At 70.8% G+C, this 25,898-nt stretch carries 25 protein-coding genes; 18 read left to right on the top strand and 7 right to left on the bottom strand.

The annotated features are described in order from the left end of the window. The first annotated feature begins 362 nt into the window (after positions 1–362). A complete protein-coding gene (locus ABR737_RS34055) occupies positions 363–1,574 on the top strand; it encodes a hypothetical protein (RefSeq protein WP_350254805.1) in 1,212 nt (403 codons plus the stop codon). Positions 1,575–1,676: 102 nt separating this feature from the next. Here ABR737_RS34055 and ABR737_RS34060 read toward each other — a convergent pair whose 3' ends face one another. Beyond that, positions 1,677–3,020 carry a D-arabinono-1,4-lactone oxidase gene (locus tag ABR737_RS34060; protein ID WP_350254807.1) on the bottom strand — a complete coding sequence of 448 codons (1,344 nt, stop codon included), beginning with the start codon at positions 3,018–3,020 and terminating at the stop codon, positions 1,677–1,679. A 279-nt stretch (positions 3,021–3,299) separates the two neighbouring features. Then, a complete protein-coding gene (locus ABR737_RS34065) occupies positions 3,300–4,583 on the bottom strand; it encodes an MFS transporter (RefSeq protein ID WP_350254809.1) in 1,284 nt (427 codons plus the stop codon). Positions 4,584–4,765: 182 nt separating this feature from the next. On the opposite strand from ABR737_RS34065, the gene ABR737_RS34070 reads away from it, so the two are divergent. After that, positions 4,766–5,920, top strand: coding sequence for a ferrochelatase (locus ABR737_RS34070; RefSeq protein ID WP_350254810.1), 1,155 nt, complete (start codon positions 4,766–4,768; stop codon positions 5,918–5,920). An 87-nt stretch (positions 5,921–6,007) separates the two neighbouring features. Then, positions 6,008–6,856: an inositol monophosphatase family protein gene (locus ABR737_RS34075; RefSeq protein ID WP_502964526.1), complete on the top strand. Its 849-nt coding sequence runs from the start codon at positions 6,008–6,010 to the stop codon at positions 6,854–6,856. Positions 6,857–6,946: 90 nt separating this feature from the next. On the opposite strand, the gene ABR737_RS34080 is transcribed toward ABR737_RS34075, so the two are convergent. After that, a complete protein-coding gene (locus tag ABR737_RS34080; RefSeq protein WP_006602631.1) occupies positions 6,947–7,123 on the bottom strand; it encodes a hypothetical protein in 177 nt (58 codons plus the stop codon). A gap of 323 nt (positions 7,124–7,446) precedes the next feature. Between ABR737_RS34080 and ABR737_RS34085 the strand changes: the two genes are divergently transcribed. The 4 genes from ABR737_RS34085 (at position 7,447) to ABR737_RS34100 (ending at position 11,115) form a co-directional block, all read left to right on the top strand. Next, complete coding sequence (locus tag ABR737_RS34085; protein ID WP_006602630.1) at positions 7,447–8,100, top strand: response regulator transcription factor; 654 nt, start codon at positions 7,447–7,449, stop codon at positions 8,098–8,100. Positions 8,101–8,106: 6 nt separating this feature from the next. After that, the gene (locus ABR737_RS34090) at positions 8,107–9,369 is read left to right on the top strand and encodes a sensor histidine kinase (RefSeq protein WP_350254813.1); all 1,263 of its coding nucleotides are present in this window, start codon (positions 8,107–8,109) and stop codon (positions 9,367–9,369) included. Positions 9,370–9,895: 526 nt separating this feature from the next. Next, positions 9,896–10,198, top strand: coding sequence for a DUF4193 domain-containing protein (locus tag ABR737_RS34095; RefSeq protein ID WP_016575747.1), 303 nt, complete (start codon positions 9,896–9,898; stop codon positions 10,196–10,198). Between the two features lie 101 nt (positions 10,199–10,299). Beyond that, complete coding sequence (locus ABR737_RS34100; RefSeq protein ID WP_350257033.1) at positions 10,300–11,115, top strand: hypothetical protein; 816 nt, start codon at positions 10,300–10,302, stop codon at positions 11,113–11,115. Between the two features lie 37 nt (positions 11,116–11,152). Here ABR737_RS34100 and ABR737_RS34105 read toward each other — a convergent pair whose 3' ends face one another. Next, positions 11,153–11,596, bottom strand: coding sequence for a DUF3093 domain-containing protein (locus ABR737_RS34105; protein ID WP_350254815.1), 444 nt, complete (start codon positions 11,594–11,596; stop codon positions 11,153–11,155). A 58-nt stretch (positions 11,597–11,654) separates the two neighbouring features. Between ABR737_RS34105 and ABR737_RS34110 the strand changes: the two genes are divergently transcribed. From ABR737_RS34110 to kdpC, 7 genes are all read left to right on the top strand, one after another. Next, complete coding sequence (locus ABR737_RS34110) at positions 11,655–12,248, top strand: PaaI family thioesterase (protein WP_350254817.1); 594 nt, start codon at positions 11,655–11,657, stop codon at positions 12,246–12,248. Further along, positions 12,245–12,766, top strand: a complete 522-nt coding sequence (gene dut / locus ABR737_RS34115; protein ID WP_088800457.1) for a dUTP diphosphatase — start codon at positions 12,245–12,247, stop codon at positions 12,764–12,766. Before ABR737_RS34110 ends, dut begins: the two co-directional genes overlap by 4 nt. Position 12,767: 1 nt before the next feature. Further along, positions 12,768–13,532 carry a DUF3710 domain-containing protein gene (locus ABR737_RS34120; protein WP_350254819.1) on the top strand — a complete coding sequence of 255 codons (765 nt, stop codon included), beginning with the start codon at positions 12,768–12,770 and terminating at the stop codon, positions 13,530–13,532. A gap of 325 nt (positions 13,533–13,857) precedes the next feature. Next, positions 13,858–13,947, top strand: coding sequence for a K(+)-transporting ATPase subunit F (gene kdpF, locus ABR737_RS34125; protein ID WP_033264828.1), 90 nt, complete (start codon positions 13,858–13,860; stop codon positions 13,945–13,947). A gap of 31 nt (positions 13,948–13,978) precedes the next feature. Beyond that, the gene (gene kdpA / locus ABR737_RS34130; protein ID WP_350257034.1) at positions 13,979–15,655 is read left to right on the top strand and encodes a potassium-transporting ATPase subunit KdpA; all 1,677 of its coding nucleotides are present in this window, start codon (positions 13,979–13,981) and stop codon (positions 15,653–15,655) included. Positions 15,656–15,687: 32 nt separating this feature from the next. After that, entirely contained in the window at positions 15,688–17,787 is a 2,100-nt protein-coding gene (gene kdpB, locus ABR737_RS34135; RefSeq protein WP_350254820.1) for a potassium-transporting ATPase subunit KdpB, read from the top strand. 5 nt (positions 17,788–17,792) lie between these two features. Beyond that, the gene (kdpC, locus tag ABR737_RS34140) at positions 17,793–18,461 is read left to right on the top strand and encodes a potassium-transporting ATPase subunit KdpC (protein ID WP_502964423.1); all 669 of its coding nucleotides are present in this window, start codon (positions 17,793–17,795) and stop codon (positions 18,459–18,461) included. Between the two features lie 24 nt (positions 18,462–18,485). Here the strand turns inward: kdpC and ABR737_RS34145 are convergent, their stop codons facing one another. Continuing rightward, complete coding sequence (locus ABR737_RS34145; RefSeq protein ID WP_502964527.1) at positions 18,486–19,058, bottom strand: GNAT family N-acetyltransferase; 573 nt, start codon at positions 19,056–19,058, stop codon at positions 18,486–18,488. A 495-nt stretch (positions 19,059–19,553) separates the two neighbouring features. On the opposite strand from ABR737_RS34145, the gene ABR737_RS34150 reads away from it, so the two are divergent. From ABR737_RS34150 to ABR737_RS34165, 4 genes are all read left to right on the top strand, one after another. Continuing rightward, on the top strand, positions 19,554–22,106 hold the full coding sequence (locus tag ABR737_RS34150; RefSeq protein ID WP_350254824.1) for an ATP-binding protein: 2,553 nt from the start codon (positions 19,554–19,556) through the stop codon (positions 22,104–22,106). Between the two features lie 79 nt (positions 22,107–22,185). Beyond that, positions 22,186–22,869 (top strand): response regulator, encoded by a 684-nt coding sequence (locus ABR737_RS34155; RefSeq protein ID WP_350254826.1) that lies wholly within the window; start codon positions 22,186–22,188, stop codon positions 22,867–22,869. Between the two features lie 116 nt (positions 22,870–22,985). Further along, a complete protein-coding gene (locus ABR737_RS34160; protein ID WP_030088861.1) occupies positions 22,986–23,384 on the top strand; it encodes an OB-fold nucleic acid binding domain-containing protein in 399 nt (132 codons plus the stop codon). A gap of 3 nt (positions 23,385–23,387) precedes the next feature. After that, positions 23,388–24,275, top strand: coding sequence for a DUF3159 domain-containing protein (locus tag ABR737_RS34165; RefSeq protein ID WP_502964424.1), 888 nt, complete (start codon positions 23,388–23,390; stop codon positions 24,273–24,275). A gap of 145 nt (positions 24,276–24,420) precedes the next feature. On the opposite strand, the gene ABR737_RS34170 is transcribed toward ABR737_RS34165, so the two are convergent. After that, on the bottom strand, positions 24,421–25,092 hold the full coding sequence (locus ABR737_RS34170) for a potassium channel family protein (protein ID WP_350254827.1): 672 nt from the start codon (positions 25,090–25,092) through the stop codon (positions 24,421–24,423). After that, positions 25,089–25,757 carry a potassium channel family protein gene (locus ABR737_RS34175; RefSeq protein WP_086721044.1) on the bottom strand — a complete coding sequence of 223 codons (669 nt, stop codon included), beginning with the start codon at positions 25,755–25,757 and terminating at the stop codon, positions 25,089–25,091. Before ABR737_RS34175 ends, ABR737_RS34170 begins: the two co-directional genes overlap by 4 nt. Between the last annotated feature and the right edge of the window lie 141 nt (positions 25,758–25,898).

Consider the following 25,898-nt stretch of genomic DNA (forward strand, 5'->3'; position numbering starts at 1 on the left):
TATGACACGGTTACCTGTTCGCCACGCTCAGTGACCATGCCGCTTGTCCTGTCGCCGTTCACCCGTACCGAGCGGCGGTGCCCCGGTGTGAGTGCCGCCTTCATGGCCCCCTCCTGTGGGTTCCGGGCAGCCGGACGGGAACCGGGGCCAGGGCTCGCCACAGTACTCCATTCGGACCACTGAGGTGGACCGCCGCGCCGCTGAACTTCTGGGCGGGCAACGGAGTTGGGTCGTCTTGTCGATCTCTCTACCTGGCGCGTCGGTGGCAAGTTTCACAGATTCCCCAAAATCGGAACTTTTGGCTCCGCCGAATGGTCACTTCTCCATGCAGGATGGATCGAAGGGGCTATCAAAGGTTGGAGATGGACGAAGAAACCGAAAGCGACACGAAGAAGAAGGAGAAGCGGGTAGACCTGAGCCTTGCTCAGGTGGCCGGCAGCGCGCTCGCCGCGGCGGTCGCCGCGTACCTCGCAGGCCGGCTCGGCGTCTACGGAACGATCATCGGCGCGGGGGTGGTCAGTGTCGTGGCCACTACCGGCGGCTCGGTATTCCAGCACCTGTTCCGGCGCACCGGTGAACAGCTCAAGGAGGCGACGGTCACCACCCGGCCGAAGCCGCGCCGCTCCTCCGTCACCCGCACTCGATCCACCACACCGGATGTCCGGCAGGCCGGGCCCACGATGGTGCTGCCGACCTTCGACAAGGAGGGCACGGAGGACAAGGTCACCTCCGTCGCCGCCAGGACGTCCGCGCCCGGCCCCGCCCGTACGCAGCTGATCCCGCGGGCCGAGCAGACCCGCCGGCGCGACCCGGCAGCTGCCCGCCCCGGCCCGCAGGCGGATGACGCGACGCGGCTGCTGCGCGCCGCCGGCCCCGAGGCGACCCGCGCCCTGCGCGCGGTGGACGGGAGCGACCCGGGGCGGCCCGCCGACCGGACACAACTGGTGCCGCGGCTCGACCGGCCGACCATGGCGCTGGGTCAGGCGGACGGCCGTCCGACCGGCGTTCCGGCCGCGCGGCATCCGGCCGGCCCGCCCGAGGAGCTGAGCACCGCGACGTACGGCACGCGGCTGCGTGGCTGGAAGCGTCCGACGCTCGGTGCGCTCGCGGTCTTCGCGCTCGCCATGGGCGTGGTCACCGGCACCGAGCTGATCACCGGGCAGACGCCGAGCGGCGCGCAGGGCACCACACTGAGCAATCTCACCCACACCGGGGGAGGGGGCCGCCAGCAGCACCGCTCCCCGCAGTCGCCCGGTTCCGGTCACTCGCCGGACGGCGGTGGCCGGCACGGTGGCGGAGACCGCCGGAGCCCGGATCCGGGCAACTCGGGTGACACCGATTCCGGTACCGGTACGGACAAGCGCGGTGGCACGCCGTCACCGGACCCGAGCCCGTCCGACGGCAAGACGTCGCCGGATCCCGGCTCGCCCTCGTCGCCGGACCCGTCCCCGAGCGGTTCCGCCGGTGACGGACACACCGGCTCCGGCGACGGTCCGGCCGGTACCGGGGACGAGGGGGACGCCCCGAACGGGCAGCAGTCCGGCGGGCCGGCCCCCGAACCCGGCGCCTCCTGATCCGGCTTCGGTCCGTCCGGCAAGGACCGTGCGGACGAGGGGGAACCGTAACCGCCGCGGCCCGGCGCCCACACCAGGGCGCCGGGCCGCAGCCGCTATCGGTCAGTCCCCCAGGACCTGCCGCAGATAGGCATTGGCGAACCGGCGTTCCGGGTCCAGCCGGTCGCGCAGCGCGGTGAACTCCCCGAACCGCGGATAGGCGTCGGCAAGGTAGGCGGCGTCGCGGGTGTGCAGCTTCCCCCAGTGCGGGCGCCCGTCGTGTGCCGTCATGATCCGTTCGGCGGCCGCGAAATACGCTCCGTACGGTGTCCCGCGGTACATGTGTACGGCGAGGTACACGGTGTCCCGGCCCGAAGCGGTGGACAGCGGGATGTCGTCGGCGGGCGCGGTCCGTACCTCCACCGGGAAGCTGACCTTGAAGTCCGAGCGCTCCACCAGGGCCTTGAGTTCACCCAGCGCCGCCACCGCGGCCGCCCGGGGCAGCGCGTACTCCATCTCCACGAACCGCACCCGCCGCGGCGAGGTGAACACCCTGTACGGGATGTCGGTGTACGTACGGGCCGACAGGGCGCGGCTGGAGATCTTGGCAATGCCCGGTATGGCGGCCGGGACCGCCCGCCCGATGGTGCAGGCGAGCTGGAAGACCCCGTTGGACAGCAGCTCGTCCTCGACCCAGCCGCTGACCCTCCCGGGCGGTGCCGCCGGGCCCTGGCTGCGGTTGTTGCGCTTGGTGTTGCAGCCGCCGGTGTGCGGGAACCAGTAGAACTCGAAGTGTTCGTTCTCGGCGACCAGCTCGTCGAACCGGTCCGTCACCTCGTCGAAGGGCATCGGCTCCTCGCGGGCGGTCAGCAGGAACTCCGGTTCCACGGCGAAGGTCAGCTCGCTGATCACGCCCAGCGCGCCCAGGCCCAGCCGCGCCGCGGCGAAGACCTCCGGGTTCTCCTCGGCGGAACAGGACAGCACCGAGCCGTCGGCCGTGACCAACTCCAGTGCGGTGATCTGGGCGGCGATCGACGCCGAGTCCCGGCCGGTGCCGTGGGTGCCCGTGGACGTCGCCCCGGAGACCGTCTGCTCCATGATGTCGCCCATGTTGGTCAGCGACAGTCCGTGTGCGGCCAGTGTCTCGTTGAGGTGCTTGAGCGGAGTACCGGCCGCCACCGTCACCGTGCCGGCCTCGCGGTCGACCGAGCGGACGCCGGTCAGCCGCTCGGGACGGATCAGCAACCCGTCGGTGGCCGCCGCGGGGGTGAAGGAGTGACCGGTGCCGGCGGCCTTGACCGTCAGCCCGTCCGCTGCGGCGGCGCGGACCGCGGCCGCCACCTCCTCGGTGCTCGCCGGGGTCACGCTCCGGGCGGGGCGGGCGGTGACATTGCCCGCCCAGTTTCGCCACGGCCCGGCTGTCGGACCCCGCCCTCCCGAGCCGCCGACGGCGTTGCTGACTGCCATGGTGACGTCCCCTCCCTCCGCGCAGGCGGGCCGTGTCCGGCCGCCGTGGTTGAGCGCATGATGTCAGTCGCCGACGCCCCGTCAGGGCGGGGTGACGGGAATCACAGCGGCGCGGAGCCGGCCCGAACCGCCCGGCTCCCGGACATGTCGTACCGCCGGTAACTCGCCGACGGGCGGGGTGGGTTCACGCGGACCGGCGTGGCGGGGTTCCGCGGAGTGGCGGGGTGACGGGCGTTGCGGGGTTACGCGGACCGGCGAGGCCGGCCCCGACGGCGGCCCCTAGATGACGCTCTCCTCGTCTTGCCGCTCAGTGGCCTGCCCGGCTGGACCGGTCGGGCCGGGCAGGCCTCCCGCCACGGCCGGGCTTGCCACCGCGGGCGCGGACTGCGGGCGGAGCCTGCGGTAGCCCGCGAAGGCGACCAGCGCGGCGAGCAGACCCGCTGCGCCCGGCACCAGATAGCCCCGGGCGGCCCCGGCGGTGTCCACCACCCAGCCGGCGGCCGACGAACCCAGTGCGACGCCCACTGCCAGGCCGGTGCTGGTCCAGCTCATGCCCTCGGTCAGCTTCGCCCGCGGCACATGCTCCTCGACCAGCGCCATCGTGGTCACCATCGTGGGGGCGACGGACAGTCCGGCGACGAACAGCGCGACGGCCAGCAGCGGCAGCGAGCCGACCAGTTGCAGCGGCACCATGCTCACGGCCATCACGCACACCCCCGCCACCCAGCGGCGGGACGGATGCCCCTTGAGGTGGAGCAGGCCGAAGACCGCGCCGGCCGCACACGAGCCGAGCGCATAGACGGCCAGGACCAGACTGGCCGCCGCCTTGTGCCCGACCTCCTCGGCGAACGCCACGGTCACCACGTCGACCGCCCCGAAGATCGCCCCGGTGGCCGTGAACGTCACCACCAGCACCTGCAGCCCCCGTGAACGCAGCGCGGACCCCTTGGTGTGCTGTTCGCGCGGATGCGGCACCGGTTCCGTCGCCCGCTGCGCCGTCAGCCAGAAGACACCGGCGGCCAGGAAAACGGCGGCCAGTAGTGGCCCGGCCTCGGGGAACCAGGCGGTGGACAGGCCGATGGACAGGATCGGCCCGACGATGAAGCACATCTCGTCGACGGTCGACTCCCACGAGTACGCGGTGTGCAGCTCCCGCGGGGAGCCCCGGTAGAGCTCTGCCCAGCGCGCCCGGATCATCGACCCCACGCTCGGCACACACCCCGCGCAGGCCGCGAAGACGAACAGCAGCCAGTCCGCCCAGCGCTGCTGCGCGCTCAGCAGCAGTCCGGCGACCGCAGCGATCGACACCAGGGTGGCCGGACGCAGGACGCGGCTCTGGCCGTGCCGGTCCACCAGCCGGGAGATCTGCGGGCCGAGGACCGCGGCGGACAGCGCAATGGTCGCGGACAACGCGCCGGCCAGGCCGTAGCGGCCGGTCAGCTGGGAGATCATCGTGACGATCCCGATGCCCAGCATCGACAACGGCATCCGGCCCAGCAGCCCGGCGGCGGAGAACGACTTGGTGCCGGGGCGACCGAAGATGGCGCGGTAGGGACTGGGCAACGGGGGTGCTCCGCCGGTGAGGACCGAAAAGATCGGTAAGGAATGACAGGGGCCGATACAGCTTACGGGCGGTGTGCCGCCGGCCGCCTCCGGATTTCCGGCACCGCCCGCCAAAGCGACCGCTCCTCCTGGCGCCGGGACCAGTCCGCCGCACCCATGGGAAGGGTGGCAGGATCGATGGCATGCCCGAACAGTGCGATCCCCGCCCTTATGACGCCCTGCTGCTGCTGTCCTTCGGCGGTCCCGAAGGCCCCGATGACGTCGTCCCGTTCCTGGAGAACGTCACCCGCGGCCGCGGCATCCCCCGCGAGCGACTGAAGGAGGTGGGGCAGCACTACTTCCTGTTCGGCGGCGTCAGCCCCATCAACGCCCAGAACCGGGAACTGCTGGACGCACTGCGCAAGGACTTCGCCGAGCACGGCCTGGACCTGCCCGTCTACTGGGGCAACCGCAACTGGGCGCCCTACCTGACCGACACCCTGCGCACCATGGTCCACGACGGCCACCGCCGTATCGCCGTCCTGGCGACCAGCGCCTACGCCTCGTACTCGGGCTGCCGGCAGTACCGCGAGAACCTTGCCGACGCCCTCGCCGCCCTGCAGGCCGAGGGCCTGGAGCTGCCCCGGGTCGACAAGCTGCGGCACTACTTCAACCACCCCGGCTTCGTCCGGCCGATGGTCGACGGCGTGCTGGCCTCCCTCGCGGCCCTGCCTCAGGAGGTGCGGGACGGCGCCCACCTCGCCTTCACCACGCACTCCATCCCCACCGCGGCGGCCGACACCTCCGGCACGCCCGACGACCACACACAGGACGGCACGGGCGGCGCCTATGTCGCCCAGCACCTGGACGTGGCGCGGGTGATCGCGGACGCCGTCCGGGCGGAGACCGGTGTGGACCACCCCTGGCGGCTCGTCTACCAGTCCCGCAGCGGGGCCCCGCACATCCCCTGGCTGGAGCCGGACATCTGCGATCACCTGGAGGAGCGGCACGCCGCAGGCGTCCCGGCCGTCGTGATGGCTCCCATCGGTTTCGTCTCCGACCACATGGAGGTCAAGTACGACCTCGACACCGAAGCCACCGCCAAGGCCGCCGAGCTGGGGCTTCCGGTCGCCAGGTCGGCGACGGTGGGCGCCGACCCGCGGTTCGCGGCCGCCGTCCGCGACCTCCTCCTGGAGCGCGCGGCCGCCGAACGGGGCGCCACCCCGGAGCGCTGTGCCCTGGGCGCCCTCGGCGCCGGCCACGACCTGTGCCCCGTCGGCTGCTGCCCCGCGCGCGCACCGCGCCCGGCCGCCGCCGGCGCCGACTGGCGCGGCCCTGCCGCTCAGGCCCCCGCATAAGCCCCCCACGCCCCCGCACAAGCCCTCACGCCTACGCCCACGCCCCGATCACCGCTCGTCCGAGCAAGGAGCATCGTGCCCGATCCGCTGCACCCCGACGCCCGAGAGACCACCCCGGCGCAGACCGACCCGGCGCAGAGCGACGCGCTGTACGACGAACTTCTCGACCTGGCCCTGGAGGCCGCCCGCCGCGCGGGGGCGCTGCTGCGCGACGGCCGGCCCGCCGACCTCGGTGTGGCCGCCACCAAGTCCAGCCCCATCGACGTCGTCACCGAGATGGATCTCGCCTCCGAGAAGCTGATCACCGGCTTCCTCGGGGAGCACCGCCCCGACGACGGATTCCTGGGGGAGGAGGGCGCCAGCACCGACGGCACCAGCGGCATCCGCTGGGTCATCGACCCCGTCGACGGCACCGTGAACTACCTCTACGGGCTGCCGTCCTGGTCGGTGTCCATCGCGGCGGAGAAGGACGGCGAGGTGGTCGTCGGGGTCGTCGCCGCCCCGATGCGCGGCGAGACCTACCAGGCCGTCGTGGGCCGTGGCGCGTTCAACAAGGGCGAGCGCATCCGCCACCGGCCCGCCCCGCCGCTCTCCCAGGCCCTCGTCGGTACCGGGTTCGGCTACCTCGCCGAGCGCCGGGCCGGCCAGGCGGAGGTGGTGCGCACGCTGCTGCCGCAGGTCCGCGACATCAGGCGCGGCGGCTCGGCCGCGATCGACCTGTGCGATGTGGCCTGCGGCCGGCTCGACGCCTACTACGAGCGCGGTCTGAACCCCTGGGACCTGGCGGCCGGTGCCCTGATCGCCCGTGAGGCCGGCGCGCTCACCGGTGGCCGTCCCGGCCGGGAGGCCTCCCACGAGCTGACCGTCGCCGCCTCCCCGGCCCTCTTCGAGCGGCTGCAGCCGCTCCTGGAGGAGCTCGGCGCCTGGCACGACTGACCGGACCCGCTGGACCCGCGTCCGGGCACGACAGCGCCCCGGCACCATCCCCTGGATGCCGGGGCGCTCTCGTCGTACGCCGGGGAGAGGTCAGGCGTTGCTGACCGCTCCGTACCGCACGCCGTGCTCGGTCGCCAGTCGCTGCAGGTCCTCGAGTTCTGCCTGCTCGACCTCGGCGAGGAAGTCATCGCCCGCAGCGCGGGCCCGGTCCAGATCAGCTTCGGTGTTCTCTATGCGCTGCAAAATGCCTGCGGTGAACGCGTCCATTGCGCCCCCTCGTCGTGGGTCGGTGGGCACGGGGGTGTGCCGACGGGCGGTTCGATCACGGCGTGGTCCCTGCGATGGATCAGTTCAAGGCAAGTAGCCGAAATAAACAGGGCGTGATCGCGGGTGTGCAGTCGTCCTCCCCACCCCTCACCTCAGGGAAACCTCAACCCGCCCGGGAATCATGTCCATCGGGTGCCGCCCCGGGGGCCTCCGCCCCTGCGCACCCCCCTTACCGCCGGTTTATGGCTCTTCGGGGCAGGATGGAAGAGCTCTCAAGACATTGTTGTGCCTGCCCGAAAGGGCCCTGAGGAAGGACTAGCGACGTGCGTGTTCTCGTCGTCGAGGACGAGCAGCTGCTCGCCGATGCGGTGGCCACCGGACTACGCCGGGAGGCCATGGCGGTCGACGTGGTCTACGACGGCGCTGCCGCCCTGGAACGGATCGCGGTCAACGACTATGACGTCGTCGTGCTGGACCGTGACCTTCCGGTCGTTCACGGCGACGATGTCTGCCGCAAGATCGTCGAGCTGGGGATGCCCACCCGGGTCCTGATGCTCACCGCCTCCGGCGACGTCAGCGACCGCGTCGAGGGCCTGGAGATCGGCGCGGACGACTACCTTCCCAAGCCCTTCGCCTTCACCGAGCTGACCGCCCGGGTCCGCGCTCTGGGGCGCCGCACGACCGTCGCGCTGCCGCCCGTCCTGGAGCGGGCCGGCATCAAGCTCGACCCCAACCGCCGCGAGGTCTTCCGCGACGGCAAGGAGGTCCAGCTCGCCCCGAAGGAGTTCGCAGTGCTGGAGGTCCTGATGCGCAGCGAGGGCACGGTCGTCTCGGCGGAGCAGCTTCTGGAGAAGGCCTGGGACGAGAACACCGACCCGTTCACCAACGTCGTGCGGGTCACGGTCATGACGCTGCGCCGCAAGCTCGGCGAGCCCGCGGTGATCGTCACGGTCCCCGGCTCGGGATACCGGATCTGACCGGCGATGCCTTCCCTGCCCTCGTTCTCCAAGGCGGCCAATCCGCCGCCGCCCGTTCCGCCCAAGCCGACCTGGGACCCCAGGCCGGTCGATGTGCGTCCCTTCCCGTGGCTGCGGCCCACGATCCGGATACGGCTGACGCTGCTGTACGGCGGCATGTTCCTGATGGCCGGCATCGTGCTGCTGACGATCATCTACATGCTGGCCGCGGACGCGCTGCACGACGGCAGTGCGCTGCCGCTGAAGATCCTCGGCGGGAAGTTCCAGTCGACCAGTGACATCTGCGACCTGCCCACCGAGACGTCCGGGCAGCTGCTCCAGCAGGCCGTCGAACAGTGTCTGCAGCACCAGCGCGCGGTCGCCCTCAACAGCCTCCTCAACCGCTCCCTGCTGGCGTTGCTGGGTCTGACGGTGGTGGCGTTCGCTTTCGGTTATGCGATGGCGGGGCGGGTGTTGTCGCCGTTGGGTCGGATTACGCGGACGGCTCAGCGGGTGGCGGGTTCGGATCTGCACCGGCGGATTGAGCTGGGGGGTCCGGATGACGAGCTGAAGGAGCTTGCGGACACCTTTGACGAGATGCTGGACCGGTTGGACCGGGCGTTCGAGTCGCAGCGGCGGTTCGTGTCGAATGCTTCGCACGAGTTGCGGACGCCGTTGGCGATCAACCGGACGTTGCTGGAGGTGCAGCTGGCGGATCCGGGGGCGTCGCCGGAGCTGGCGCAGCTGGGCAAGACGCTGCTGGCGACCAATGAGCGCAGTGAGCAGTTGGTGGAGGGGCTGTTGCTGCTGGCGCGTAGTGAGAACAAGGTCGTGGACAAGAAGCCGGTCGACTTGTCGGAGGTGGCTTCGCAGGCGGTGGAGCAGAGCCGTGAGGAGGCGCAGGGCAAGGGGGTGGAGTTGCGGGGGGTGCGCGGGCAGGTGTTCGTGCAGGGCAACGGGGTGCTTCTGGAGCGGATTGCGTTGAATCTGGTGCAGAACGCGGTGCGCTACAACGTGCCGGAGGGGGGCTGGGTGGAGGTGACCACCGAGTCGCAGCCGGGGTGTGCGGTGCTGGTGGTGTCCAATACGGGTCCGGTGGTGCCTGCCTATGAGGTGGAGAACCTTTTCGAGCCGTTCCGGCGGTTGCGTACCGAGCGCACCGGTAGCGACAAGGGGGTCGGGCTGGGGCTGTCCATCGTGCGCTCGGTGGTGCGCGCGCACGACGGCACGATCACGGCCCAGCCCCGCGAGAACGGCGGCCTGGTCATGAGGGTCATGCTGCCTCTCTGATGCAGGCCGCAGGGGGGTTGTACGCCCGCTGGAGCCGCTCTGCACCCCCCTGGGCAGTCATCGGACATCTGTGCGTACGATCGCCCGTCTCGCGGCCGTACACCGCCTCGCCTGCCGGTTTGACGACAAGGGGGGTCGGCGTGGATCCTTCGCCGAGTTCGCTTTGCGCGGAATTGAACCGGTCCGCCCGCCGGTCTGCGTGTGTGTGATGCCTCACAGACGCGATTTTCCGGCCATCTACGCTCTGTGATCAAAAAGCCTGTCGGAATGCCGGGGAAGTCCGGGTTTCCGGGGGGTGAGATCACGGGAAGTAGAGGTGATGGGCTGCGCGAGGTGCGACATTCGGACCGTGTACGGTCCTGATCGCCATCCAAACCGATCACTTCTTCAGGGGTGCGGTTGGGTGTCGATTGAGTAACAGACCTTGATGTGAGGCAAAATCTCCGCCTCAGGTCGGGCACAAGTCCGGCCTCTCACGCGTTACGAGCGCTGAGACACCGCAGACACCCAGAGGGGGAGAGCGAAAATGGCTACGGATTACGACACCCCACGCAAGACCGACGACGACCTCAACGAGGACAGCATTGAAGAGCTGAAGTCGCGGCGGAACGACAAGTCCGCCTCGGCCGTCGACGTCGACGAGTTCGAGCAGGCTGAGGGCCTGGAGCTGCCCGGCGCGGACCTGTCCAACGAAGAACTGGCCGTGCGCGTGCTGCCCAAGCAGCAGGACGAGTTCACGTGCATGAGCTGCTTCCTGGTCCACCACCGCAGCCAGCTGGCCGCGGAGGACAAGAACGGCAACCCGATCTGCCGCGACTGCGCGGCCTGAGTCCGGTCTACGCCGTGGCAGGCGTGAACCCGTTCCGCAAGGGCTCCAAGGGCGTCGAAGGCTCGGCGGCCGGCGCACGATCACGCGAGGAAACCGCGCCCGTGCCCGCCGACCCGAGCGCCCTTCCCGCGGAGCGGACGACCCGTCCACCGCAGTGGGGGCACCTCCCGCTCGAGCAGAGCCGAGAGCGGGGGAGAGGCCGCACGGCCTCGCTGGCGGCCATGGTCGGCCGTGGCGCCGGAAGAACCGGCGGCAGGGTACGGGCCGGGCTCGCCGTGATCGCCGACCGGATCATCGAGACCGCCCCGCGGATCCCGGTCCGTGACCTTGCCACCCTGCGCGCCCAGTTCCCCGGAATGACCCCCGAGGACCTGGCCGACAAGCTGGTCGCAGGCGCCTGCACCGCCACCGGGGCCGTCGGAGCGAGCGTCGGCGCGGCAGCGATGCTGCCCGTACCGCCCGCCATGCCGGCCGAGCTGGCCGCCGAGGTCACCGGCGTCGCCTCGGTCGAGATCAAACTGATCGCCGAGCTCCACGAGGTCTACGGCCTGCGGCCCGCCGGGAATTTCCGGCAGCGCGGGATGGCCTATCTGACGTCCTGGACGGAGGAGCGGGGCGTCGACCTGACCAAACCGGCCTCGCTGAACATCGCCCTCGGTGTGCAGATGAGGCGTGAGCTGCGCCAGCAGATCATGAAGCGCACGCTGCGCAACCTCCCCAACCTCACCCCGTTCATGATCGGCGCCTCCGTCGGCGCGTTCATGAACCGCAGGGACACCAGAAAGCTTGCGGAAAAAATCCGTAAGGACCTGCGCACGAAGCAGGTCCCCTGGGATGCCCTGCCCCCCTCCGCGCCGGATGCCCCCGCGGGCGGCGAACGGGCGGCCGGGGAAACCCCGCCCGCACCGGACGGCTGACCCGCACCCCCGCGCGCCGGTCACCCTGCCGGGCCGGTCAGGCCTGTCCGGCCGCCAGCGCCGCCACCAGGCGCTCCGGTGTCCGCGTCGAGAGGTAGGCGTACGGCGTCGGGTCCTGCGGATCGGTGATCTCCACCCGCACCGCGGTACGGATGTAGCCGCGCAGCAGCATGAACGCGCGGGCATCGGCCTTGTGCGTACGCCACGCCAGCGCCTCGTCCGCGTCCAGCGCCCGCGCCTCGCCCAGTGCGGTCACCGGGATCTTCGCGTCGCCGGCGATCAGGGCGCCGCCCACCACCCGGATCCGTGCCGAGCCGTACGAGCTCACCGCCACCGCGGACAGCGCCGCTCCGCCGATCAGTCCGCCGAGCATCCACAGCGTCCCCAGGGGGAGCAGCATCAGGGCGCAGGCGACGCCGACCATTGCGGCGATCACCCACCAGGACCGGGGCGCGGTGAGGCGTTCTTCGTACGGCTGCATGGCTCCAGCTTGGCACGGCGGCGCGGGCCCGTTACGCGCGCGGGTAGGGTCTGACCTCGTGAGTGGAACTGACGAACCCAGGGCGCGGCTGACGCCACCGGCGGACGCCGTCGCTCCGGTCCGGCATGCCGACGCGCCGGCACCCGGAGAACTCCTCGGCGCGCACTACGACCGGTGCTTCGGCTGCGGCACGGGCCAGTCGCACGGCCTGCATCTGGAGGCGCGGGCCGGCGACGGCGTGAGCGTGTCCGCCGAGTTCACCGTCAAGGAGGCCCACCAGGGTGCGCCGGGGCTGGCGCACGGCGGGGTACTGGCCACCGCGCTGGACGAGACCCTGGGCTCGCTGAACTGGCTGCTGCGGGTGATCGCGGTGACCGGCCGGCTGGAGACCGATTTCGTACGGCCCGTGCCGCTGGGCACGGTGCTGCACCTGGACGCGCGGGTCACCGCGGTGCACGGGCGCAAGATCTACTCGACGGCCGTGGGGCGCATAGGCGGTCCGGACGGTCCCGTCGCGGTGCGCGCCGAGGCCGTCTTCATCGAGGTGAAGGTCGACCACTTCATCGACAACGGCAGGGCCGAGGAGATCCAGGCGGCGATGTCCGACCCGGACCAGGCCAAGCGAGCACGTGCCTTCGAGGTGAACCCATGAGTCAGGGACGGAATCCGGTGGACGTACTGCTGCGGCGGCTGGATCCGGACGTGCCCGTTCCGGCGTACGGGCATCCCGGCGACGCGGGCGTGGACCTGGTGACGACCGAGGCCGCCGAGCTGGCGCCGGGGGAGCGCACCGTGCTGCCCACCGGGGTGTCGATCGCGCTGCCCGACGGGTATGCGGCCTTTGTGCACCCGCGGTCCGGACTGGCCGCGCGCTGCGGCCTGGCGCTGGTGAATGCCCCCGGGACGGTGGATGCCGGGTACCGTGGAGAGATCAAGGTGATCGTGGTCAATCTGGACCCGCGCGAGAGCGTGCGGTTCGAGAGGTTCGACCGGATCGCCCAACTGGTCGTCCAGCAGGTCGAGAAGGTGCGCTTCCACGAGGTGGCGGAACTTCCCGGCTCGGCGCGGGCCGAGGGGGGATTCGGTTCCACCGGCGGTCATGCGGCGGTGGGCGGCTCCACGGGCGGGAATGAATACGCATCGGTCGGTGCCGACCGGGAAGGACAGTGACGTGTTCGGACGTCGCAAGAAGAACGAGGCTCCTGAAGAGTCGGTCGAGGACACCACGCTCGACGAGCACGCGGTGAGCGACGCCGACGAGGACGAGGCGCCGCAGCAGCGGCTCAATCTTCCGCCCGCGCCGCGCCCCGACGGTCCCTGGGACGTGTCGGAGGTCTCCGAGCCCGGCGAGGGCCGGGTGGACCTCGGCGGGCTGTTCGTGCCGGGTGTCGAGGGCATGGAGCTCCGGGTGGAGGTCGCTGGTGACGCCATCGTCGCCGCGACCGTGGTGCTGCAGGACAGCGCCGTACAGCTGCAGGCCTTCGCCGCCCCCAAGAACGAGGGCATCTGGGGCGAGGTCCGCGAGGAGATCGCGGCCGGCATCACCCAGCAGGGCGGCGTCATCGACGAGGTCGAGGGCCCGCTGGGCTGGGAGCTGCGTGCCCAGGTACCCGTACAGCTGCCGGACGGCACGAACGGTGTGCAGGTCGTGCGCTTCATCGGTGTCGACGGGCCCCGGTGGTTCCTGCGCGGTGTGATCTCCGGCCAGGGCGCGGTGCAGCCGCAGGCCGCCGGCGTGCTGGAACACATCTTCCGGGACACCGTCGTCATCCGCGGCGAGGGCCCGATGGCCCCCCGCGATCCGATCGTCCTGAAGCTGCCCGACGACGCCCAGATGGTGCCGGACGGTGTGCAGCAGGACCAGGTCGAGCAGTCGCGCTTCGGCGGTGGTGTGGAGCGTCTGGAGCGTGGACCGGAGATCACCGAGATCCGCTGACACCTCCGGCGGCCGGGCGGCGTGAGTGCGCCCCGGTAACGGCTGGATCGTGACGGTCTCAAGGGCCCGTACTCCCCTTCGGGGGGTGCGGGCCCGCTTTGTTTGTGCAGGTCAGGTCGCGATGCGTAGGAAAGTCGTCAAGGGAACGCCAATGGCCGTAAGGGAGCCGTCAACAGCGGTCACAGGCGGCCGGAACGGCGCTTTGCTCTAGGGGTCCTGTCCGCCCCGTTCACTAGGAGCACACGATGGCCGATGTGGCCTTCGTCGTCGTCACGATCGCGGTCTTCGCGCTGGTGGCTCTCGTCGCCAAGGGGGTGGCGAAGCTGTGACCGCGGAGAACATCGTCGGCCTGGTCGTGGCCGTCGCCCTGCTCGGCTACCTGGTCCTCGCCCTCGTCTTCCCGGAGAGGTTCTGAGGTGTCGACTGCTGCCGCCGCAGCGGGCCACATGAGCCCCGTTCTCGCGGGCGTGCTCCAGCTGACAGCGCTCATCGCGGCGCTGGCCCTGGCGTACCGCCCCCTCGGCGACCACATGGCCGCCGTCTACACGTCCCCCAAGCACCTCCGCATCGAGAAGGCCGTCTACCGCTGCATAGGCGCCGATGCGGACACCCAGATGCGCTGGCCGGCCTATCTGCGCGGCGTCCTGGCGTTCTCCGCGGTGGGGGTGCTCTTCCTCTACCTGCTGCAGCGGGTCCAGGGCGGTATGCCGCTGTCCCTCGGCTTCGCGTCGATCAGCCCGGACCAGGCGTTCAACACCGCGGCGTCCTTCGTCGCCAACACCAACTGGCAGTCCTACAGCGGCGAACAGGCGATGGGCCACGTCGTACAGACCGCCGGTCTCGCCGTGCAGAACTTCGTCTCCGCCGCCACCGGCATGGCCGTCGCCATCGCGCTGGTCCGCGGCTTCGCCAGGTCCCGCACCGGCGAGCTCGGCAACTTCTGGGCCGACCTGGTCCGCGGCACCGTACGGGTGCTCGTGCCGATCGCGGTCCTCGGCGCCCTCGTCCTGGTCGCCTGTGGTGCCGTCCAGAATTTCTCGGGCATCCATGAGGTCGGCCAGTTCATGGGCGGCTCCCAGCAGACCAACGGTGGCGCGGTCGCCTCCCAGGAGGTCATCAAGGAACTGGGCACCAACGGGGGCGGTTACTTCAACGCCAACTCCGCCCACCCCTTCGAGAACCCCGACGCCTTCACCAACCTCTTCGAGGTCTTCCTGATCCTGGTCATCCCCTTCGCGCTCACCCGCACCTTCGGCAAGCTGGTCGGGAACGTGAAGCAGGGGTACGCCGTCCTCGCCACGATGGGCATCATCTGGCTCGGCTTCACGGCGCTGATGATGTGGAGCGAGTTCGCCCACGGCGGCCCGGCCCTGCAGGCCGCGGGCGCCGCCATGGAAGGCAAGGAGACCCGCTTCGGCATCGGCGGCTCCTCGATCTTCTCGGTGGCCACCACCCTCACCTCCACCGGCGCGGTGGACTCCTTCCACTCCTCCTTCACGGCCTTCGGCGGCGGCATCCAGCTGCTCGGCATGATGCTGGGCGAGATCGCCCCCGGCGGGGTCGGATCCGGGCTCTACGGCATGCTGGTCATGGCGATCATCGCGGTCTTCATCGCCGGGCTGATGGTGGGCCGCACGCCCGAATACCTCGGCAAGAAGATCGGCACCCGCGAGATCAAGCTCGCCGCCTGCTACATCCTCATCACCCCGACGCTGGTGCTCGGCTTCACCGCCGTCTCGATGGTGCTGCCGGACGCGCTGGGCTCGATGCTCAACACCAAGGCGCTGGGTGCCGGTTCGCACGGCTTCTCCGAGGTGCTGTACGCCTTCACCTCGGGCGCCAACAACAACGGTTCGGCCTTCGGCGGACTGAACGCCAACACGCCCTGGTACAACACCACGATCGGCCTGGCGATGCTGCTCGGCCGCTTCCTGCCGATGGTGTTCGTGCTCGCTCTGGCCGGCTCGCTCGCCGAGCAGAAGCCGGTCCCGGAGACCGCGGGCACCCTCCGTACCGAGAAGCCGCTGTTCGCCGGGCTGCTCGTCGGCACGATCCTGATCATCACCGGTCTGACCTACTTCCCGGCGCTGGCCCTCGGGCCGCTGGCGGAGGGGTTGTCATGACCGTCCCTGTGAAACCGGAGGAGCCCGGCTCCATGTCCACCGCCACTCCGACCCGCGCTCCGCACCAGGACGTCCCCAGCGGGCATCAGCCCGGCGACGGCCGTGTGGGCGGCGGTCTCTTCGATCCAAGGCAACTGCTCACGTCCCTGCCGGACGCGCTGCGCAAACTCGACCCACGGGTGATGGTCAAGTCCCCCGTGATGTTCGTGGTCGAGGTCGGCTCCGTGCTGACCACGATCTTCGCCTGCACCGCCCCCTCCGACTGGTTCGGCTGGGCGATCGCCGTCTGGCTGTGGCTGACCGTGCTCTTCGCCAACCTGGCCGAGGCGGTCGCCGAGGGCCGCGGCAAGGCGCAGGCCGACACCCTGCGCAAGGCCAAGACCGACACCGTGGCACGCCGGCTGAGCGGCAGCGGCGAGGAGCAGGTGCCCGGCACCGAACTGCGCATCGGCGACCGCGTCGTGTGCGAGTCGGGGGACGTCATTCCCGGTGACGGCGATGTCGTCGAAGGGGTGGCATCCGTCGACGAGTCCGCCATCACGGGTGAGTCGGCTCCGGTCATCCGTGAGTCGGGCGGTGACCGCTCCGCCGTGACAGGCGGCACCAAGGTGCTCTCCGACCGCATCGTCATCAAGATCACGACGAAGCCCGGCGAGACCTTCATCGACCGGATGATCAACCTCGTCGAGGGGGCCGCACGGCAGAAGACCCCCAACGAGATCGCGCTCAACATCCTGCTCGCCTCGCTCACCATCGTCTTCCTGCTGGCGGTCGTCACCCTCCAGCCCTTCGCGATCTACGCGGGCGCCGAACAGACCATGATCGTCCTGCTGGCGCTCCTGGTCTGCCTCATCCCGACGACCATCGGCGCACTGCTCTCGGCCATCGGCATCGCCGGTATGGACCGGCTGGTGCAGCGCAACGTCCTGGCCATGTCAGGGCGCGCCGTCGAAGCCGCGGGCGATGTATCGACATTGCTGCTCGACAAGACCGGCACCATCACCCTCGGCAACCGCCGGGCCGCCGAGTTCGTCCCCGTCCGCGGCACCACCGAGGCCGAGGTCGCGGACGCCGCCCAGCTGTCCTCGCTGGCCGACGAGACCCCCGAGGGGCGCTCCATCGTCGTGCTCGCCAAGGAGAAGTACGGACTGCGCGAGCGGCACCAGGGGGAGCTGGCCGACGCCGAGTGGGTTCCCTTCACCGCCCAGACCCGGATGTCGGGTGTGGACACCGACGGGCGCAAGGTCCGTAAGGGCGCGTCAGGTTCGGTCATCGCCTGGGTCGAGGAACGCGGCGGCAGCGTCGCCGAGGACGCGCAGCAGCTCACCGACGCCATCTCGCAGGCCGGCGGCACCCCGCTGCTGGTCGCCCTGGAGGACGAGAGCGGCCCCCGCGTCCTGGGAGTCATCCACCTCAAGGACGTGGTCAAGGAAGGGATGCGCGAACGCTTCACCGAGCTGCGCAAGATGGGCATCAAGACCGTCATGATCACGGGTGACAACCCGCTGACGGCCAAGGCCATCGCCGATGAGGCCGGCGTGGACGACTTCCTCGCGGAGGCCACGCCCGAGGACAAGATGGCCCTCATCAAGCGGGAGCAGGCCGGTGGCAAGCTCGTCGCGATGACCGGCGACGGCACCAACGACGCCCCCGCGCTGGCACAGGCGGACGTCGGAGTGGCCATGAACACCGGCACCTCGGCCGCCAAGGAGGCCGGGAACATGGTGGACCTGGACTCCAACCCGACCAAGCTCATCGAGATCGTCGAGATCGGCAAGCAGTTGCTGATCACCCGGGGGGCGCTGACGACCTTTTCGATCGCCAACGACGTCGCGAAGTACTTCGCGATCATCCCGGCGATGTTCGCCGTGGCCTACCCCGGCCTGGACACCCTCAACATCATGCGGCTGTCCAGCCCCCAGTCTGCGATCCTCTCGGCGATCATCTTCAACGCGCTGATCATCGTCGCGCTGGTGCCCCTCGCCCTCAAGGGCGTGCAGTACCGGCCGGTCAGCGCCGACCGGATGCTGCGCCGCAACCTCGCCGTCTACGGGCTGGGCGGTCTGATCGCACCGTTCATCGGCATCAAGCTCATCGACCTGCTCCTCACTCTCCTCCCCGGAATCGGGTGACCGCCGTGAACAACTCCGTACGCAACACCGCCCGGTTGATCGGGGCCGGCCTGCGCGCCCTGCTCGTCCTGACCGTGATCTGCGGCGTCATCTACCCGCTGGTGGTCACTGGCGTGGCGCAGGCGGCGTTCCCCGGCAGGGCCAACGGGTCCGAGGTGAGCTCCCACGGCAAGGTCGTCGGTTCGTCGCTGATCGGCCAGCGCTACGACAAGGGCAAGGACAAGAACGGCAACCCGGTCCCGGACCTGAAGTTCTTCCAGCCGCGCCCCTCGGCGGGCCTGGGCAGCAACCGGGCCAACGGCATCAACACCCAATACGACCTCCAGGTTTCCGGCGCCTCCAACCTGGGCGCCACCAACACCGACCTCATCAAGGCGGTGAAGGAGCGCAAGCAGTGGGTCTCCGAGACGTACGGGGTCCCCGGGTCGAAGGTCCCGGCGGACGCCGTCACCTCGTCGGGCTCCGGACTCGACCCGGACATCTCGCCCGCGTACGCCCAGTTGCAGGCGGACCGGGTGGCCAAGGAGAACCACCTGCCCGGCAGCACGGTGCGGCAGCTGGTCACCCGCCACACCGACACCCGCATCCTCGGCTTCATGGGGGAACCGCGGGTGAACGTACTGGAGTTGAACATCGCGCTCAAGGACCTGGTGGAGGGCCGGGCCGGGGCCTGAGCGCACGGGCGCGTGCGTCGCGCCTCACCAGACGTCACCGTCGCGCCAGTCGCAGGCGAGGTCGGTGTCGAGGTTGAGGGGGGTGGCCGGGGCGGGGAGGACGTGGATGCAGCCGTCCTCGTCGGGGGTGCGCCGGATGCCGTCCGGGGTGAGGGTCCAGGACCGGCCGCGCCACAGCTGCCAGCCCCGGGCGGCGTAGAAGGACGCGGCCTCGTCGGCGGCGCCGAGCGCGCCGAGGTCGTAGCCGCTGCGGATGACCCGCTCCAGGGCGTCCATCATGGCCGCGCCGTGTCCGCGTCCGCGCCGGTCCGCGCGGATGCCGACCCCCTCCACATAGCCGCAGCGCAGTGCCCGGCCGTCGTGCAGCAGGCGTCGCTGGACCACGGACGCGTGCCCGATCAGCGCGCCGTCTTCGAAGACCAGGGCGTGCAGACCGCCGAGTGCGTGCTCCCAGTCCTCCGCGGTCATGTCGTCGAAGACGTCGTAGAGGAGGGTGCGGGCCGCCTTCAGGGTGGCGGGGCCCAGGTCGGCGGTGTGGGCGAGACGGACCTCGGTCCTGCGGGGCGTCGTCGGCTGTGCCTCGGTCATATGGGTCATCGTCGCAGTCGGCGGGTGGCCCGGCGAGGGCATTTTTCCGGCCATGGGCCGCCTCCTTCCGGCTCCTTCCGCGTCCGTCCTGTCAGTGAGGCGTCAGGGAAGGGTGGTTGGGCTGGTGCCCCGAGGGGCCGGCCGGTGTCATGGAGGCGGCCGGGCCTTCCGGGGCGTCGAAGCCGTACGGGGTGTCCGCGCCGTCCCGGCCCCGGCTCCGCCGTCCCCGCCCGGCCGCTCCGGCACTGCTCCGGCACCGCCGCCCGCAGGCGTCCACTCGAAGGCCCGGCCCATACGAAGGCCCCTCCGCCCCAGAGCCCACCCACCCGAAGGCCCGCCCACCCTCATGAATCCCGGCCGCCCGCTCCTCCCGCCCGCTGTATCAGAGTCGCGTCAAGACCGGCCGCCAAGTGGCCGACTGCCCTCTTTGTCCAGTTGTCCGGTCGGTAGGGTCGCAGCAGGTTCAGCCCGGTGGGGGCGGCTTTCACGTAAGACAATGGGGCCATGGCACGCGGCAAGCTACGGATATATCTCGGCGCGGCACCGGGCGTCGGCAAGACGTACGCGATGCTGTCCGAGGCGCACCGGCGCGTGGAGCGGGGCACGGACGCCGTCGTGGCGTTCGTGGAACATCACGGCAGGCCCCGCACCGAGGTCATGCTGCACGGGCTGGAGCAGTTGCAGCGCCGGGAGCTGGAGTACCGCGGCACGGTCTTCACCGAAATGGACGTGGACGCGGTCCTGGAACGCGGTCCGGCCGTGGCGCTGGTCGACGAGCTGGCCCACACCAACGTCCCCGGCTCGCGCCACGGCAAGCGCTGGCAGGACGTCGAGGAGCTGCTGGAAGCCGGGATCGATGTGATCTCGACCGTCAACATCCAGCATCTGGAGTCACTCGGGGATGTCGTCGAGTCGATAACGGGCGTGCGGCAGCGCGAGACCGTGCCGGACGAGATCGTCCGCAGGGCCGACCAGATCGAGCTTGTCGACATGTCGCCCCAGGCGATCCGCCGTCGTATGGCGCACGGCAACATCTACCAGCCCGACAAGGTGGACGCCGCCCTGTCCAACTACTTCCGTCCGGGCAACCTCACCGCACTGCGCGAGCTGGCGCTGCTGTGGGTCGCCGACCGGGTGGACGAGTACCTGCAGGAGTACCGGGCGGAGCACTCGATCCGCTCCACCTGGCAGGCGCGGGAGCGCATCGTCGTCGGACTGACCGGCGGTCCTGAGGGCCGTACGCTGATCCGCCGCGCGGCGCGGATGGCGGCCAAGGGGTCGGGCAGCGAGGTGCTGGCCGTCTACATCGCCCGCAGCGACGGGCTGACCTCGGCCTCGCCCAAGGAACTCGCCGTCCAGCGGACGCTGGTGGAGGACTTGGGCGGCACGTTTCATCACGTCATCGGGGACGACATACCCAGCGCGCTGCTGGAGTTCGCGCGCGGGGTCAACGCCACCCAGATCGTGCTGGGCTCCAGCCGCCGCAAGGCCTGGCAGTACATCTTCGGGCCGGGGGTGGGGGCGACCGTCGCCCGCGAATCCGGGCCCGATCTCGATGTGCACATCGTCACCCACGACGAGGTCGCCAAGGGCCGGGGGCTGCCGGTGGCGCGCGGTGCGCGGCTGGGGCGCACCCGGATCATCGCCGGCTGGCTCGTCGGCGTCGCCGGGCCGGCCCTGCTCTCGCTGCTGCTGACCGGCATGGCGAACGGCCCCGGGCTGGCCAACGACGTCCTGCTCTTCCTCTTCCTGACGGTCGTCGCCGCGCTGCTCGGCGGGCAGCTGCCGGCCCTGGCGTCGGCCGCGGTCGGCTCGCTGCTGCTGAACTTCTACTTCACGCCGCCCACCCACACCCTCACGGTCAGCGATCCCAAGAACCTCGTCGCCATCGTGGTCTTCTTCGCGGTGGCCGTCTCGGTCGCCTCCGTGGTGGACCTCGCCGCCCGCCGCACCCACCAGGCGGCCCGGCTGCGTGCCGAGTCGGAGATCCTGTCGTTCCTCGCGGGCAGTGTGCTGCGCGGGGAGACGACCCTGGACGCCCTGCTGGAGCGGGTACGGGAGACCTTCGGCATGGAGACGGTGGCGCTGCTGGAGCGGGCCGGCGACGTCGAGCCGTGGACCTGCGCGGGCCGCGCCGGAAGCGATCACGGCAGGCCGCTGATACGCCCCGAGGACGCGGATGTCGACATGCCCGTGGGCGACCACATGGCGCTGGCGCTGACCGGCCGGGTGCTGCCCGCCGAGGACCGCCGGGTGCTGGCCGCGTTCGCCGCCCAGGCCGCCGTCGTACTGGACCGGCAGCGGCTGGTGGGCGAGGCGGAGCGGGCCAGGGAGCTGGCCGAGGGCAACCGCATCAGGACGGCGCTGCTGGCCGCGGTCAGCCACGATCTGCGGACCCCGCTGGCGAGCATCAAGGCCTCGGTCACCTCCCTGCGCTCCGACGACGTCGCCTGGTCCCAGGAGGACGAGGCGGAGCTGCTGGCCGGCATCGAGGCGGGCGCCGACCGGCTCGACCACCTGGTCGGCAACCTCCTGGACATGTCCCGCCTGCAGACCGGCACGGTCACCCCACTGTTCCGCGAGATCGACCTCGACGAGGTGGTGCCGATGGCGCTCGGCGGCGTCCCGGAGGGCAGCGTCACCCTCGACATCCCCGAGGAGCTGCCGATCGTCGCCGTCGACCCGGGGCTGCTGGAGCGCTCGGTCGCCAACCTGGTGGAGAACGCCGTGAAATACAGCCCGGACGGGACGCAGGTACTGGTCTCGGCCAGCGCGCTCGGCGACCGCGTGGAGCTGCGGATCGCCGACCGCGGCCCCGGGGTGCCGGACAGCGCCAAGGACCGGATCTTCGAACCCTTCCAGCGCTACGGTGACGCTCCGCGCGGTGCCGGCGTGGGCCTCGGACTGGCCGTGGCGCGCGGTTTCGCGGAGGCGATGGGCGGCACGCTCGCCGCCGAGGACACCCCCGGAGGCGGGATGACGATGGTCCTCACGCTCCGTGCCGCGCCCGGCCGGCCGCCGTCCAGGCCCGATCTTCCGGCCCAGGCCACGACATGAGCCGGGCCGAACGGACCACCCTCACCACCCACCCGGCGGGCCCGCCCCGCCGGCCGACGACACCACGAGGAGAACGCCAGTGAACCGGGTGCTTGTGGTCGATGACGAGCCGCAGATCGTCCGCGCCCTCGTGATCAACCTGAAGGCGCGCAAATACGAGGTCGACGCCGCCCCCGACGGGGCCACCGCGCTCCGGCTCGCGGCCGCCCGCCACCCCGATGTCATCGTCCTCGACCTCGGTCTGCCCGATATGGACGGCGTTGAGGTGATCAAGGGGCTGCGGGGCTGGACGCGGGTGCCGATCCTGGTGCTCTCCGCGCGGCAGACCTCCGACGAGAAGGTGGAGGCGTTGGACGCCGGCGCGGACGACTACGTCACCAAGCCGTTCGGCATGGACGAACTGCTGGCCCGGCTGCGGGCGGCGGTGCGCAGGGCCGAGCCGACGGGGCCTGCCGACGACGAGGTGATCGTGGAGACGGAAGGTTTCTCCGTCGACCTCGCTGCGAAGAAGGTCAACCGCGGCGGCCGCGACATCCGGCTGACCCCCACCGAGTGGCATCTGCTGGAGGTCCTGGTTCGCAACGCCGGCCGGCTGGTCAGCCAGAAACAGCTGCTCCAGGAGGTCTGGGGGCCCTCGTACGGCACCGAGACCAACTACCTGCGGGTGTACATGGCCCAGCTCCGCCGCAAGCTGGAGAGTGATCCCTCGCACCCGAAGCACTTCATCACGGAGCCGGGGATGGGGTACCGCTTCGAGCAGTGAGGCGGCGGGACGTGACCGCGCCCGGGGCCCCTTGGCGGGGCCACGCTTTGTGAGGCGGGTACGAAGTCCGGGTGCGGACCGTGATCTGCGGACCCGGCCACCGGTACGCTGGGGTTATGAGTGCTGGGACCCGTTCCGAGAAGCCGGCCGGACGCTTCCGCCGGCTGCTCGACAGGCTGTCCTCCTCCGAGGAGGAGCTGCAGTCCGCCGAGCTGCAGCAGGATGCGCAGGACGCGGGGTGCACCCGTATCTGCGACTGTGACGACCGGCAGATAGTGAAGGTCACCGGCACCCTGCGGCATGTGACGCTGCGGCCGCGCGCCGGTGTGCCCGCGCTGGAGGCGGAGCTGTTCGACGGCTCCGCGGCGCTCGACGTGGTGTGGCTCGGCCGCCGCTCCATCGTCGGGATCGAGCCGGGCCGCAAGCTCATCGCCTCGGGCCGGGTCTCCCTGAGCCACGGACGCCGGGTGCTCTTCAATCCGAAGTACGAACTCCGACCGCTCGGACAGGAGTAGCCGGTGACGTCTCACGACCGACCGACCACTGACGCGGAGGGCGGCCCTGACGCCCCCGCAGGCCCCTCGCCCGATCCGGGCGACCGAACAGACGCCGACAACAGGCAGGTGACCGAGGCGGCGCTGTTCGAGGCGTTCGGCGGCGTACGCGGCATGGTGGAGACCGTGGTCCCCGGCCTGCTGTTCGTCACGATCTTCACCATCAACAAGGATCTGCACGTCTCGGCGATCGCCGCGCTGGCCGTCTCGCTGGTGCTGGGCGCGGTCCGCCTGATCCGCAAGGACACCGTCAAGCACGCCTTCAGCGGCGTCTTCGGGGTGGCCTTCGGCGTGGTCTTCGCGATGATGACGGGCAACGCCAAGGACTTCTACCTGCCGGGGATGCTCTACACCCTCGGACTGGCCCTCGCGTACATGATCACCACGGTCGCGGGCGTCCCGCTGATCGGGCTGATCCTGGGGCCGGTGTTCAAGGAGAACCTTTCCTGGCGCACCCGCAACCCGGGACGCAAGAAGGCGTACGCCAAGGCCAGCTGGGCCTGGGGGCTGATCCTCTTCGCGAAGTGCGCGATCCTCTTCCCGCTGTACTGGTGGGCGGACACCGCCCAGCTCGGCTGGATCCTGATCGCGCTGAAGATCCCGCCCTTCCTGCTAGCCGTCTACCTCACCTGGGTCTTCCTGGCGAAGGCTCCGCCGCCGATCGACGTCTTCGCCGAGATGGAGGCCAAGGAGCAGGCCGAAAAGGAGGCGGAGGAGCGGCGCCGCGGCGAGCGCGAGGTGCTGGACGGGGTCGCCGACGACCTCTACCAGGGGATGGCGTCCGAGGTTGCGGCCGAGGCGGCGGCGGACGCCGCCGACGAGCCGCCGCGCCGGGCCCGCCACCGCCGCTGACGCCACGCGCGGCCGACGCCGCACACACCTGCGCCCGGGGCCCGGGAACCGTTTGGTTCCCGGGCCCCGGGCGTTTCCACAACGGGTGGTGCCTGCCCCGGCGGCCGTCCGCCGGGGCAGGCACCGGATGGACCACCGGCCGGTGCTACGCGTCCTCGCGCCGCACCGACAGCAGATCCTCCAGCTGCTCCTCGCGCGACTGGGCCGCGACGAACAGCAGCTCGTCGCCCGCCTCCAGCGCGTCCTCCTTGTTGGGCGTGAGCACCCGCGTACCGCGGATGATCGTCACCAGCGAGGTGTCCTCGGGCCACTCCACATCGCCGACCCGGGTGCCGGCCAGCGCGGCCTCCGGGGGCAGCGTCAGCTCGACGAGGTTGGCGTCACCGTGGCTGAAGCGCAGCAGCCGGACGAGATCGCCGACGCTCACCGCCTCCTCGACCAGGGCCGACATCAGACGCGGCGTGGAGACCGCGACATCGACGCCCCAGGACTCGTTGAACAGCCACTCGTTCTTCGGGTTGTTGGCCCGGGCGACCACCCGCGGCACGCCGTACTCCGTCTTGGCGAGCAGCGACACGACGAGGTTCACCTTGTCGTCGCCGGTCGCCGCGATGACGACGTTGCAGCGCTGCAGCGCCGCCTCGTCCAGCGAGGTGATCTCGCAGGCGTCGGCCAGCAGCCACTCCGCCAGCGGCACCCGCTCGACCGAGATGGCGGTCGGCGCCTTGTCGATGAGCAGGATCTCGTGCCCGTTCTCCAGCAGCTCGCCCGCGATGGAACGGCCCACCGCGCCCGCGCCTGCGATCGCGACCCTCATGCGTGCGCCCCCTCAGGACCCGTGGCGAATGCCGCCTCCACCTTCTCGACCTCGTCGGTGCGCATCATGACGTGCACCAGATCGCCTTCCTGCAGCACGGTCTGCGAGGTCGGCAGAATCGCCTCGCCCAGCCGGGTGAGGAAGGCGACGCGGACGCCGGTCTCCTCCTGGAGGGTGCTGATCTTGTGGCCGACCCAGGAGGGGGAGGTGTGCACCTCCGCGAGCTGGACACCGCCGCTGGGGTCCCGCCACAGCGGCTCGGCACCCGAGGGCAGCAGCCGGCGCAGCATCTGGTCGGCCGTCCAGCGGACGGTGGCGACGGTCGGGATGCCCAGGCGCTGGTAGACCTCGGCGCGGCGCGGGTCGTAGATACGGGCCGCGACATTCTCGACACCGAACATCTCACGGGCCACCCGGGCGGCGATGATGTTGGAGTTGTCACCGCTGGAGACGGCCGCGAACGCGCCTGCCTCTTCGATGCCGGCCTCGCGCAGGGTGTCCTGGTCGAAGCCGACGCCGGTCACCCGGCGGCCGCCGAAGGACGAACCCAGGCGACGGAACGCCGTCGGGTCCTGGTCCACCACGGCGATGGTGTGACCCTGGCTCTCCAGGGTCTGCGCAAGCGCGGAGCCCACGCGCCCGCACCCCATGATGACGATGTGCATGCTGATTACCCCGTGCCCTGTACTAGCGCGCTGACCTGCACAAACACCCTGCTCACTACTTTCTTCTCCCAGTACCGGCGACACGGAGCCACGGCTCGTGACAGGACCGGGCGCGGCAGCAGGGGCGCTGGGCGCACCGTG

Source organism: Streptomyces sp. Edi2 (assembly GCF_040253635.1).
GTDB lineage: Bacteria > Actinomycetota > Actinomycetes > Streptomycetales > Streptomycetaceae > Streptomyces.